This window comes from uncultured Sphingomonas sp., from assembly GCF_937859915.1.
Lineage (GTDB): Bacteria > Pseudomonadota > Alphaproteobacteria > Sphingomonadales > Sphingomonadaceae > Solisphingomonas.
On the sequence record NZ_CALMAW010000002.1, the window covers coordinates 1 to 11,012 of the forward strand.

Consider the following 11,012-nt stretch of genomic DNA (forward strand, 5'->3'; position numbering starts at 1 on the left):
CGACGCCGATCGGTGCCGCCCGATCAGCGGCGAGCGGCGGCGGCGCGGACGCCTGCCGCCCGCAGCCGGCGAGCGGCAGCAGGGTCAGCGCGGTCCCGGCGATCAGGAGGGTACGAGCATTCATGGCGGGGCCAGCCATGCTTTGCTATGCGCGGCGATGCAAGCGAGTGCCGGTGGCAGGGAGAGTGATCGATGAAGCGTGCGGTGTGGGGCGTAGGACGCGGGATGATCGCGGTCGTCACGCTGGCGATGGCGGCGACGCCGCTCGCCGCGCAATTCTCGTCCAACGCGTACGACTTCCTCAAGGCGGTCAAGGATCGCGACGGCGGCAAGGCGACCGAGCTGCTCGACAAGAATCCCGGCACGATCGCGCTGACTCGCGACGACAATGGCGACAATGCGCTGCACATCGTCACCAAGCGGCGCGATCTCGTCTGGCTGCAGTTCATGCTGAGCAAGGGCGTGCCCGTCGACAGCCGCGACCGCGACGGCAACACCGCGCTGGTCGACGCCGCGCAGGTTGGCTTCGTCGAGGGCGAGAACCAGCTGCTCCAGGTCGGCGCCAACGCCAATCTCGCCAATAATCGCGGCGAAACCGCGCTGATCGTGGCGACGCAGGCGCACGACATCGAATCGGTGCGCGTTCTGCTGCAATATGGCGCCGATCCGCGCGAAACCGATCATGTCGCCGGCCTGTCGGCGATCGACTATGCCAAGCGCGACCCGCGCTCGGCGCAAATCCTGGCGCTGCTGCAGGCGGTCAAGCCGGTGGTGCACAAGAATCTGGCGGGACCGTCGATCAACTAGCGGCCTGACTAGCATCGATTGTCGTCACGGGCTCAGTCGCGCGCGTCGAGCCCCGGATCGAGCGCGGCCATCGTGCGGCGAGCGGCGCGGCGGGCGAAGCGCAGCGTCTCGGCCTTGCGACGTGGCGCGGCGAGCGGACGCACCGCTGCCTCCCGCACGATCACCGCATCATAGCGATCCGCGACGATCAGTCCGGCGATCTCGGGGCGCAACTGCTTGCGCTCGAACGGGCCGCAGTCGAACCCCGCCGGCACCGCCCAGTAGAAGCGGTCGCAATAGTCGAGATAATCGGGCCATTTGGCGTCGCCGAGCAGATCGGCGCGCGACACCTTGATCTCGACGATGACGACGCAGCCCTTGGCGTCGATCGCCATCAGGTCGGCGCGCCGGCCATTGCCCAGCGGCACCTCGCAAAGCGACATCGCATCCGCGCGGAACAGCAGCCGCGACACGCCGCGCGCGACATCGGCCGCCTGCGGCGGCGCGTCGGTGAAGCAATCGAGCGGGGAGATGCGAGTCGCCATGGCGTCCGGATTAGAACATCAGGCGAACGGAGGGAAGATACCGGCACCGTCGTCATGCCGGACTCGATCCGGCATCCTGAGCCTCAAGCGATAGCGTGTGACGCCCTGCATCCCGGATCACGTCCGGGATGACGATAAGCGGAACCTCAGCGGAAGAAGATGTGGTTGCCGAGCGAGGCGACCTTGATCTTGCCCCAGCCCGGCGAGACGCGGCGCGCGTGGAAGAACAGCGCGGCCGGCGCGATCTGCTTCCACAGGCCGTCGCGGGCGATCATCGCCACCGCGACCGCGCGCTTCCACGCGCTGCTCTCGTGCGGCGGGGTGGGCATGCTGCCGTTGCGGAGGAAGGAGAATTGACCGGGCTGGCGGACGACGCCGCAGACCGACGACGGGAAGCGGCCCGAGGTGGTGCGGTTGACGATCGTCTGCGCGACCGCGAGCTGGCCGTCGAGCGGCTCGCCCTTCGATTCATAATAGACGGTGGTGGCGAGGCAGTCGCCCTGCTCGTCGCCGGTGGTGGCCGCGACGCGGTTCGCGACGAGATCGTCGAGCGATTGCGGCGTCTGCAGCGTGGCTTGCGGCGCGTCGGCGCGGGGGGTCTGGGCGGCGGGGAGGGAACCCTCGGCCATGCCCGACGTTGAGAAATCCAGATCGCGGGCTTCGAGAGTCCGCGCATCGACGGCGAGAAGTGGTGCCGTGACCGATGCCAGCATCGCCGTGGCCGCTCCAGTGGAAGCGTCGCCTTCGGCGGCGAATGTCGGTTCGGCGATGGTGGCCGTTCCGAGCAGGCATAAAAAGGACGCAGCCGCGAGGGCCGCGCGAGTGAAATTGCGCATTACGTGCCGATAAACTGCGGTGAACCCCGCCGGCCCTCTCAGTACATAGAGCCGGTTTTGATCCCCCGACTACGGAACCGCCCTATAAACGCAGGCGGAGCCGTCCCCGATCAATGGCCCCCCTTTCCCCGTGCGGCCGGGTCGCGTCAACCCGTCGCGATCATTTCAGCGGCGAACCGTTCGACTCCTGCGACGTCTAGCTCGACCACCCAAAGGTCGTCGTCGGACTGGCGGCGGCGCTGAATATAGGGGTCGAACGCTCGATTATCCGCCACATCTTGGGGTCCGGCGGACCGCCAGCCATAGTCGCCCGAGACAGTAAGCGCGCGTTCGAGCAGCATATGCGGGGTTCCGCGCTCGGTCAGGACCAGCAGGATCGCGCCCGCGTCGCCGTCGCCCTTGGCCAGAACCATCCCGTGACCGCCCTGCCCCTCGACCCGCCTGATCAGCGCCGATACCTCGATCCGGGTGGTGAGCCGGGGGGTCATTCCGCCGGGATCGCAGGCGGCGGCGGGCCATAGCCGGGCAGCGAGGAAAGCGGGAAGTGCGAGCGCATGAAGGTGCCGGTTCCGCGCGCGACCTCCTCGCCGCTGGCGTCGAGCAGATGCGCGTCGGAGACCATGACGCGGCGCTTGCCGCTGACCCAGCGCCCCTCCGCCACCGCGTGGCCCGCCTTGATCGGCCGGGTGAGCAACAGGTTGAACGCGGTGGTCAGCATGAAGCGATCGCTGACCAAGCTGTTCGCGGCATAGAAAGCGGCGTCGTCGAGCATCTTGAAGTAGATCGTGCCGTGCGCGGCGCCGGCGGCATGATAGACGCTCTCGTCGACGAGGAAGTGGATGCGCGCGACGCCGGCCTCGACGATCTCGAGCCGCGACTGGAACAGCTGGTTGATCGGCGCGGCACGGTAGAGGCTTTCCAGCGCCGCGAAATGCGCGCGCTCGCCTGCGGAGGCGCCGCGGGTCATGCGCGTTTCATGCCGCGTCGCGCGATTCGCCGCCCGCGAACAGCGCGTAGAGCGCGTCCGCCGACCCCGCGCCGCGCAGCTTGGCGACGAAACCACGGTCGCGCAGTCGCCGGCTCACCCGCGCGAGGGCTTTGAGATGCTCGACGCCAGCGTCGGTCGGCGAGAGCAAGAGGAAGATGAGATCGACCGGCAGACCGTCGATCGCGGCGAAGTCGATCGGCTGGGCGGTTTTGGCGAACAGACCGACGACGCGGGGCAGCCCGTCGATCTTGCCATGCGGGATCGCGACGCCACCGCCGAAGCCGGTCGACCCGAGCTTCTCGCGATCGGCGAGCCGTTTGGCGACGTCGCGACCGGTCAACCCCAATTGACGTTCGGCAAGACCCGACAACGACTGGAACAGCGCCTTCTTGGAAGACGCCGCCAGATCGTGGAACACCGCATGCGGTGGCAACAGGTCGCTGAAATCGTCCATATGTCAGGACGTAACGCGCGGTCAGCCCGCGCGGTTCGGCTCGACCCAGCCGATCGTGCCGTCGGCCCTGCGATAGACCATGTTGAACGCGCCGGTGCCCGCATTCTTGAACAGCAGCGCGCCGGTGTTGCGCAGGTCGAGCATCATCACGGCGTCGGACACGGTGGCGTCGGGGACGTCGACGCGCGTCTCGGCGATGATCAGCGGCGCATCGGGCACCTCCTCCTCGTCGCCGCCGGCGTTGAACACGGTGTAGCCCGCATTGGCGTCGACGCCGCCATCAACCTCGGCGGCGTGGCCATTGCCATTGTGGCTGCGCAGCCGCTTCATGTAGCGGCGGAGCTGCTTCTCGATCTTGGCGGCGGCCTCGTCGAACGCGGGATGCGCCTCCTGGCCCGAGCCCGAGGCCTTGAGCACGACGCCCTTCATCACGTTGGAAATGATGTCGCAGCTGAACGCGCCGTGCGGGGCGGTCCCGAAGGTCACATTGGCCGAGATGGCCCGCGCGAAATATTTCTCGGCGATGCCACCCAGTCGATCGGACACATGCTCACGGAGAGCGTCGCCGGTGTCGACCTGATGGCCGGATACGCGGATGTCCATGTCTCGATCTCCTACTTGGTCTGCGGGCGGGCGGGCTAGGCCGACCGTCCGGTTGCGTCAACCGCAGGGCCCGGAAGGGTCCAGACGGGATTGATCAACGTCGCGACGAACGCTTCGTGCCGTTCGATTTCGGTCGCAGATGCAGCATGCGGCCGCGGCGACCGGATCGGACGGACCGAAGGCCTGGCGGCGGCATCGGCCGCCGCGGTGGCGACCGCAAGCGCGGTTGCCGACGCATCCGCCAGCCCCAGCCCGATCTGCCGGCCGCCGCACAGCTCGACATAGAGCTGCGCGAGCAGCTGTGCGTCGAGCAAGGCGCCATGCTTGACGCGATGGCTGCGATCGATGCCGTAGCGCGAGCACAGCGCATCAAGGCTGTGCTTGGCGCCGGGATGCCGCGTGCGCGCCATCGCCAGCGTGTCGATCATCCGCTCCATCGCGACGATCGACCGGCCGCACAACGTCAGCTCGGCATTGAGGAAGCCAAAGTCGAACGACGCATTGTGTGCGACCAGCGGCGCGTCGCCGAGAAATTCGAGCAGGTCCTCGACGCCCTCATGAAAACGCGGCTTGTCCGACAGGAAGGCGATCGACAGGCCGTGGATGCGCTCGGCCTCGCTCGGCATGTCGCGGTCGGGGTGGAAATAGGCGTGGAAATGCCGCCCGGTCTCGTTGCGGTTGACCAGCTCGATGCAGCCGATCTCGACGAGACGATCGCCGCTCGCGTGACTCAGGCCGGTGGTTTCGGTGTCGAAGACGATCTCGCGCATGGTCGGCAATATCGGACCCCGCGCGCCCGGAGGCAAGCGAGCAGATCGTCAACGTGACGCCGTGTCTCCGCGCGGGTGACGCCGGTCGGGACGACGAAGTCGGCACCCCGGCGCTTGGCGACGTCGGGCGTCTGCCGGGCGAGGATCGCGGCGAATTTCTGCGGCGTCATGCCCGGCCGAGCGAGCACGCGGCGGCGCTGCATCCAGGCGGGCGCCGAGACGACGACGATCGCGTCGACGCGGTGCTCGCTGTGCGTCTCGAACAGCAGCGGCACGTCGTCGACGACGATGCGGTGCGCCCGGTGGCGACGGACGAACGCGTCGCGCGCCGCCGCCACCGCGGGGTGGACGATCCGCTCGAGCCGGCGCAGCGCGACGCGGTCGCCGAACACGGCGTGTCCCAGCGCGGCGCGATCGACGCCCCGCGGCCCGGTCGTGCCGGGGAAAGCGGCTTCGATCGCCGAGAGCAGCGGCCCGCCCGGCCCTTGCAGCCGGTGCACGGCGGCGTCGGCATCGAACACCGGCACGCCGGCGGCGCGAAACATCGTGGCGACCGTGGACTTGCCCATCCCGATCGATCCGGTGAGGCCCAGCAAAATCATTGCGGCAGGATCATGCCGTCAGCAGTGCGCGCAACGCGGCATCGCGGTCGCGCGGCGGCTCGGCACCGAAGAACAGGCGGAAGGCCACCGCCGCCTGGCCGATCAGCATCTCGATCCCGTCGATGGTCTGCAGCCCCTGCGCCCGCGCCGCCGCCAGCAGCGGGGTCTCGACCGGCGACGTCACGATGTCATAGACGATGCTGCCCGGTGGGGCGTGGCTGAGATCGAAGACGAGCGGCGGCTGGCCGGTCATGCCCAGCGCGGTCGCGTTGACGACGAGATCGAGACAGCCGGCGCGATCGTCGAACGCGAAGTCGGTGGGCGCGGCGAAATGAGCGAGCCGCACCGCATGATGCGCGATCGACGAGGTCGCCGGGGCAAGCTCGTCGAGCAGCGCCTGCGCCTTGGCGGGATCGCGCCCGGCGACCACCAGCGTCATGTTGTGCCGAGCCAGCGACGCGACCACCGCACGCGCCGCGCCGCCGGTGCCGAGCACGCGCGCCATACGGAACAGGTGGCGATGGGCGAACACGCTACGCAGCGGTTCCAGGAACCCGTCGGCATCGGTATTGTGGCCGGTCAGCGACCCGTCCGGGCCGCGCACGACCGTGTTGACCGCGCCGATCGCCGCGCCCTGATCATCGATCCGGTCGAGCAGCGGCAGCACCGCCTGCTTGTGCGGCATCGTGACGTTGCAGCCGCGCCAGTCGGGATCCGCGCGGCGGTCGGCAAGATAGGCGGCGAGCCCGCCGGCGACGACCCGGGTCGCGCGGTAATCCCCCGCGATATCGAGCGCCATCAGCCAGAAGCGGTGGATCGTCGGCGACTTGGATTGCGCGATCGGGTCGCCGATCACCTCGGCGTACATCATGCCGGCATCTCGCCGACGTCGCGCAACCAGCCGAGCAGGGGCAGCAGCGGCATGCCGAGAATCGTGAACTGGCTGCCCTCGACCTGGGAGAAGAGCTGGACCCCCGGCCCCTCGATCCGGAAGCAGCCGACGCAGCCCGCGATCGCCGGCCATTCGGCGTCGAGATAGGTGGCGACGAAGGCGTCCGAGAAGGCGCGGACGTGGAGCTTGGCGGTGTCGACATGCCGCCACACCGGCACGCCGTCGCGCGCCGCGACCACCGCGCTGACCAGCCGATGCGTGCCGCCGCGCATCATCCGCAGCTGTTCGGCGGCACGGTCGCGGCTGTCGGGCTTGTCGAGCATCGCGCCGCCGGCCGACTCATGCGCGCCGAGCGCGACGATCGAATCGCTGCCGATCACGATCCGCCCCGGCTGCCGCCGCGAGACAGAGATCGCCTTGAGTTCGGCGAGCGCGTCGGCGAGCCCGCGCGCCTCTATCCCTTCGGCCTTGAGCGATGCCTTGACGGCATCCTCGTCGACCTGCGGCCGGATCACCTCGAACGCCACCCCGGCATCGGTCAGCATCGCGCGCCGCGAAGCGCTACCCGACGCGAGCACGATCATGCGGACACCGCAGCGACCGCGCCGAGCTTGTCGCGGCGTTCGGTAGCGAGATTGATGATCGCCGCCGCGGTCTCCTCGATCGAGCGCCGCGTGACGTCGATCACCGGCCAGCCATGATCGGAGAATAGCCGCCGCGCATAGGCGAGCTCGCGCGCGACACGCTCCTGGTCGACATAGGCGGTCTCGGTGGTCTGGTTGAGCGACAGCAGCCGGTTACGGCGGATCTGGATCAAGCGGTCCGGGCTGGTGGTCAGCCCGACGACGAGCGGCTTGACCAGCGTGAACAGGATCGGCGGCGGCGGGCTTTCGACGACGAGCGGGATGTTGGCGACCCGGTAGCCGCGATTGGCAAGATAGATGGACGTCGGCGTCTTGGACGACCGCGACACGCCCGCGAGCACGATATCGGCCTCTTCCCAATCCTCCGAGGCAATGCCGTCGTCATGCGCGATCGTGTAATGGATCGCCTCGACACGATCGAAATAGGCGGCGTCGAGCGTATGCTGCCCGCCCGGACGCGTGATCGTCTCCTTGCCGAGCAGCCGCGACAGCGCGTCGATCACCGGATCGAGCGCCGAGATGGCATGCAGGCCGAGCGCCTGGCAGCGCGATTCCAGCCGTCGACGGACCGTCGAATTGACCAATGTATAGATCACCAGCCCGGGCTTGGCGGCGATCTCGAGCAAGACGCGATCGAGATGGCCTTCGGAGCGGACCATCGGCCAGAAATGCTTCGCCGCCTCGACGCCCTCGAACTGGGCAAGGCCCGCCTTGGCGACATTCTCCAGCGTCTCGCCGGTGGAATCGGACAGGAGATGGAGATGGATGCGCATGGCGGGAAACCCCTGTCCCGAACCATTCGGGCAAAGTCTGTGGATAAGCATGGGCACAGCCTGCCGACAAGCCGTGCGGATCGGCGGTCGCCCGATCGATGCCCATCATCCGCGGGTCATCGACATATTCATCCACAGGCGACCAGACTTATCCACAGGCTGTGAGTCCCGGGATATGCATCCTGCGACTCGGCAGGGCGGCGTCGAGTCAATCCGTGGTGCCGATGTTGGCAATTCGGTGTTGTACGCATAAACCCCGTTTCGCGCGGCCCTACTGACTCTCAACAAACTCATCTTGAATCTAAAGGATAGATATGGAGTCTTCGGCTTCGTCGTCACCGGACCGCCCTCTGCTCGCCGTGCTGCGCGGCGAACGACGCGATCCGCCGCCGGTCTGGCTGATGCGGCAGGCCGGGCGCTATCTTCCCGAATATCGCGCGCTCCGGGCCGACAAAGGCGGGTTTCTCGCGCTATGCTACGATCCGGCGAGCGCCGCCGAGGTGACGATCCAGCCGATCCGCCGCTTCGGCTTCGATGGCGCGATCCTGTTCTCGGACATCCTCGTCATCCCGCATGCGCTCGGCCAGGACCTCACCTTCGGCGCGGGCGAGGGCCCGCGCCTGGCACCTCCGCTCAAGGAGGCCACGCTGGAGGCATTGCAGGGGGCGCCACAGCGCCTTGAGCCAATCTACGAGACCGTGCGGCAGGTTGCCGCTGCATTGCCGCCTGAGACGACTTTTCTGGGCTTTGCGGGCGCGCCCTGGACGGTCGCGACCTACATGGTCGCCGGCGAGGGGTCGAAGGACCATCATGACGCGCGGACGATGGCCTATCGCGATCCGGCCGGCTTCGCCGCGATCATCGCCGCGATCGAGACCGCGACGATCGACTATCTCAGCGGGCAGATCGCAGCCGGCGTTCATGCCGTCCAGATCTTCGACAGCTGGGCGGGCAGCCTTGCGCCGACCGAGTTCGACCGCTGGGTGATCGCACCGACCGCGCGGATCGTCGCGGCGTTGAAGGTTCGTCATCCCGATGTGCCGGTGATCGCCTTTCCCAAGGGCGCCGGCGGACGCCTTGGCGACTATGCGCGTGCCGTCGGCGCCGATGCGATCGGGCTCGACGAGGCGGTCGATCCGGTCTGGGCGCATGCCGTGCTTCCGGCCGGGTTGCCCGTACAGGGCAATCTCGATCCGATCGCGCTGCTCGCCGGCGGCGACGGGCTCGACCGGAGCGTCGCGCGCATCCGTCAGGCGTTCGCGGATCGTCCACACATCTTCAACCTCGGCCACGGCATCGGGCAGTTCACCCCGATCGAGCATGTCGAGCGGCTGCTCGAACTGGTGAGGCGTGCGGCATGATCGGATGGCTGGGAGACGCCTATCCCTGGGTGAAGGCGGCGCATCTGATTTTCGTGATCTTCTGGATGGCCGGGCTGTTCATGCTGCCGCGCTATCTGGTCTATCACCAAGAGGCGCTCGGCAATTCGGCCGAGGAGGGACGCTGGGTCGAGCGCGAGGGCAAGCTGCGCCATATCATTCTGACGCCCGCGATGATCGCCGTATGGGTGCTCGGCTTCTCGCTGGCGCTCAACGACGGCATCGCCAACGGCGTGCCCGGTCTGGGCTGGCTGCATCTCAAGATCGCGCTGGTCGTGCTGCTGTCGGGCTATCACGGCTGGGCGGTGGGCTACGCCAGGAAGCTGGCGACCGGTCATGCGACGGTCAGCGGCAAGACGCTGCGGCTGCTCAATGAGGTCCCGGGCGTGGCCACGGTGGTCATCGTGATCCTTGCGATCGTGAAGCCGTTCTGAATCGTCTTGCGTCATCCCGGACGCGATCGGGGATCGATAGACGCGGCGTCCGACGGGCGCGCGCAACGCGTTTGCATTCTTGCTTTGGTGGCAAGGGCGGACGCGGGCAGGTGCACGTGCCAGGTCCGCCCACAACCCCGCTTGACTTGGCCCCCGCCGCGACCTAGCTGCGACCCAAGGCCGTCCGCCACCGCTGCGGACTCTCTTTCCCGACATCGACGTCCTGTCGTTCTCTCCCCGTCGCGAAGCCTCCCTTCCAAAAGTTTCCCGCTCCAGGACTCCCCATGCATCTCAAAGACCTCAAGAAGACCCCGCCCGCCGATCTCGTCACCATGGCCGAGGAGCTCGGTGTCGAGGGCGCGTCGACGATGCGCAAGCAGGACCTGATGTTCGCCATCCTCAAGGAGCAGGCCGAACAGGGCGAGCAGATCATGGGCGAGGGCACGATCGAGGTGCTGCCCGATGGCTTCGGCTTCCTGCGCAGCCCGCAGGCGAACTATCTCGCCGGCCCCGACGACATCTACATCTCGCCCAACCAGGTCCGCAAATTCGGGTTGCGCACCGGCGACACCGTCGAGGGCGAGATCCGCGCGCCCAAGGATGGCGAGCGCTATTTCGCGCTGACCCGGCTCATCTCGATCAATTTCGACGATCCCGACGCGGTCCGCCATCGCGTCAATTTCGACAACCTCACCCCGCTCTATCCCGAGCGTAAGCTCAGCCTCGATACGCTCGATCCGACCGTCAAGGACAAGTCGGCGCGGGTGATCGACATCGTCAGCCCGCAGGGCAAGGGCCAGCGGACCTTGATCGTGGCGCCCCCGCGGGTCGGCAAGACGGTCATGCTGCAGAACATGGCCAAGGCGATCACCGACAACCACCCCGAGGTGTTCCTGATCGTGCTGCTGATCGACGAGCGCCCCGAGGAAGTCACCGACATGCAGCGCAGCGTAAAGGGCGAGGTGATTTCCTCGACCTTCGACGAACCCGCGCAGCGCCACGTCCAGGTCGCCGAGATGGTGATCGAGAAGGCCAAGCGGCTGGTCGAGCACAAGAAGGATGTCGTCATTCTCCTGGATTCGATCACGCGTCTGGGCCGCGCCTACAACACCGTCGTGCCTTCGTCGGGCAAGGTGCTGACCGGCGGCGTCGACGCCAATGCGCTGCAGCGCCCCAAGCGCTTCTTCGGCGCGGCGCGTAACATCGAGGAGGGCGGCTCGCTCTCGATCATCGCCACCGCGCTGATCGATACCGGCAGCCGGATGGACGAGGTGATCTTCGAGGAGTTCAAGGGCACCGGCAATTC

General features: G+C 67.7%; 15 protein-coding genes. 4 read left to right on the forward strand and 11 right to left on the reverse strand.

Annotated elements, in window-relative coordinates; translation table 11 throughout:
* Positions 1–192 precede the first annotated feature (192 nt).
* Entirely contained in the window at positions 193–807 is a 615-nt protein-coding gene (locus tag Q0326_RS00155) for an ankyrin repeat domain-containing protein (protein ID WP_298685755.1), read from the forward strand.
* A gap of 32 nt (positions 808–839) precedes the next feature.
* Here Q0326_RS00155 and Q0326_RS00160 read toward each other — a convergent pair whose 3' ends face one another.
* The 11 genes from Q0326_RS00160 to Q0326_RS00210 all read right to left on the reverse strand — a co-directional run bounded on the left by Q0326_RS00160 (position 840) and on the right by Q0326_RS00210 (position 7,893).
* The gene (locus Q0326_RS00160; protein WP_298685758.1) at positions 840–1,331 is read right to left on the reverse strand and encodes an MmcB family DNA repair protein; all 492 of its coding nucleotides are present in this window, start codon (positions 1,329–1,331) and stop codon (positions 840–842) included.
* Between the two features lie 146 nt (positions 1,332–1,477).
* Positions 1,478–1,960, reverse strand: a complete 483-nt coding sequence (locus Q0326_RS00165; RefSeq protein WP_298685761.1) for a cell wall hydrolase — start codon at positions 1,958–1,960, stop codon at positions 1,478–1,480.
* 353 nt (positions 1,961–2,313) lie between these two features.
* Complete coding sequence (locus Q0326_RS00170; RefSeq protein ID WP_298685764.1) at positions 2,314–2,655, reverse strand: DUF1491 family protein; 342 nt, start codon at positions 2,653–2,655, stop codon at positions 2,314–2,316.
* Positions 2,652–3,134 (reverse strand): PaaI family thioesterase, encoded by a 483-nt coding sequence (locus tag Q0326_RS00175; protein WP_298685767.1) that lies wholly within the window; start codon positions 3,132–3,134, stop codon positions 2,652–2,654. The genes Q0326_RS00170 and Q0326_RS00175 overlap by 4 nt, the downstream gene beginning before the upstream one ends.
* Before the next feature lie 7 nt (positions 3,135–3,141).
* Entirely contained in the window at positions 3,142–3,609 is a 468-nt protein-coding gene (locus tag Q0326_RS00180) for a PTS sugar transporter subunit IIA (RefSeq protein WP_298685770.1), read from the reverse strand.
* Between the two features lie 21 nt (positions 3,610–3,630).
* Positions 3,631–4,212, reverse strand: a complete 582-nt coding sequence (gene raiA / locus Q0326_RS00185) for a ribosome-associated translation inhibitor RaiA (protein WP_298685773.1) — start codon at positions 4,210–4,212, stop codon at positions 3,631–3,633.
* A 35-nt stretch (positions 4,213–4,247) separates the two neighbouring features.
* Positions 4,248–4,982, reverse strand: a complete 735-nt coding sequence (dnaQ, locus tag Q0326_RS00190) for a DNA polymerase III subunit epsilon (protein ID WP_298685776.1) — start codon at positions 4,980–4,982, stop codon at positions 4,248–4,250.
* Entirely contained in the window at positions 4,943–5,584 is a 642-nt protein-coding gene (gene coaE, locus Q0326_RS00195) for a dephospho-CoA kinase (RefSeq protein ID WP_298685779.1), read from the reverse strand. Before coaE ends, dnaQ begins: the two co-directional genes overlap by 40 nt.
* 10 nt (positions 5,585–5,594) lie before the next feature.
* Positions 5,595–6,455 (reverse strand): shikimate dehydrogenase, encoded by an 861-nt coding sequence (locus tag Q0326_RS00200; RefSeq protein WP_298685782.1) that lies wholly within the window; start codon positions 6,453–6,455, stop codon positions 5,595–5,597.
* On the reverse strand, positions 6,452–7,060 hold the full coding sequence (locus Q0326_RS00205; RefSeq protein WP_298685785.1) for a nucleoside triphosphate pyrophosphatase: 609 nt from the start codon (positions 7,058–7,060) through the stop codon (positions 6,452–6,454). The genes Q0326_RS00200 and Q0326_RS00205 overlap by 4 nt, the downstream gene beginning before the upstream one ends.
* Positions 7,057–7,893, reverse strand: a complete 837-nt coding sequence (locus Q0326_RS00210; protein ID WP_298685788.1) for a pyruvate, water dikinase regulatory protein — start codon at positions 7,891–7,893, stop codon at positions 7,057–7,059. Before Q0326_RS00210 ends, Q0326_RS00205 begins: the two co-directional genes overlap by 4 nt.
* A gap of 314 nt (positions 7,894–8,207) precedes the next feature.
* Here Q0326_RS00210 and hemE point away from each other — a divergent pair, with 314 nt between their 5' ends.
* From hemE to rho, 3 genes are all read left to right on the forward strand, one after another.
* Positions 8,208–9,254, forward strand: a complete 1,047-nt coding sequence (hemE, locus tag Q0326_RS00215) for a uroporphyrinogen decarboxylase (RefSeq protein ID WP_298685791.1) — start codon at positions 8,208–8,210, stop codon at positions 9,252–9,254.
* Positions 9,251–9,706, forward strand: coding sequence for a CopD family protein (locus Q0326_RS00220; RefSeq protein WP_298685794.1), 456 nt, complete (start codon positions 9,251–9,253; stop codon positions 9,704–9,706). Before hemE ends, Q0326_RS00220 begins: the two co-directional genes overlap by 4 nt.
* A 284-nt stretch (positions 9,707–9,990) precedes the next feature.
* Positions 9,991–11,012 (forward strand): transcription termination factor Rho (gene rho / locus Q0326_RS00225; RefSeq protein WP_298685797.1); only part of this gene is annotated, 1,022 nt, incomplete at its 3' end.

What these genes read in the sequence shown, in the direction of transcription:
- Q0326_RS00155 (WP_298685755.1), top strand. Translation starts at nt 193, where the DNA reads ATGAAGCGTGCGGTGTGGGGCGTAGGACGCGGGATGATCGCGGTCGTC.
- Q0326_RS00160 (WP_298685758.1), bottom strand. Translation starts at nt 1,331, where the DNA reads ATGGCGACTCGCATCTCCCCGCTCGATTGCTTCACCGACGCGCCGCCG.
- Q0326_RS00165 (WP_298685761.1), bottom strand. Translation starts at nt 1,960, where the DNA reads ATGGCCGAGGGTTCCCTCCCCGCCGCCCAGACCCCCCGCGCCGACGCG.
- Q0326_RS00170 (WP_298685764.1), bottom strand. Translation starts at nt 2,655, where the DNA reads ATGACCCCCCGGCTCACCACCCGGATCGAGGTATCGGCGCTGATCAGG.
- Q0326_RS00175 (WP_298685767.1), bottom strand. Translation starts at nt 3,134, where the DNA reads ATGACCCGCGGCGCCTCCGCAGGCGAGCGCGCGCATTTCGCGGCGCTG.
- Q0326_RS00180 (WP_298685770.1), bottom strand. Translation starts at nt 3,609, where the DNA reads ATGGACGATTTCAGCGACCTGTTGCCACCGCATGCGGTGTTCCACGAT.
- raiA (WP_298685773.1), bottom strand. Translation starts at nt 4,212, where the DNA reads ATGGACATCCGCGTATCCGGCCATCAGGTCGACACCGGCGACGCTCTC.
- dnaQ (WP_298685776.1), bottom strand. Translation starts at nt 4,982, where the DNA reads ATGCGCGAGATCGTCTTCGACACCGAAACCACCGGCCTGAGTCACGCG.
- coaE (WP_298685779.1), bottom strand. Translation starts at nt 5,584, where the DNA reads ATGATTTTGCTGGGCCTCACCGGATCGATCGGGATGGGCAAGTCCACG.
- Q0326_RS00200 (WP_298685782.1), bottom strand. Translation starts at nt 6,455, where the DNA reads ATGATGTACGCCGAGGTGATCGGCGACCCGATCGCGCAATCCAAGTCG.
- Q0326_RS00205 (WP_298685785.1), bottom strand. Translation starts at nt 7,060, where the DNA reads ATGATCGTGCTCGCGTCGGGTAGCGCTTCGCGGCGCGCGATGCTGACC.
- Q0326_RS00210 (WP_298685788.1), bottom strand. Translation starts at nt 7,893, where the DNA reads ATGCGCATCCATCTCCATCTCCTGTCCGATTCCACCGGCGAGACGCTG.
- hemE (WP_298685791.1), top strand. Translation starts at nt 8,208, where the DNA reads ATGGAGTCTTCGGCTTCGTCGTCACCGGACCGCCCTCTGCTCGCCGTG.
- Q0326_RS00220 (WP_298685794.1), top strand. Translation starts at nt 9,251, where the DNA reads ATGATCGGATGGCTGGGAGACGCCTATCCCTGGGTGAAGGCGGCGCAT.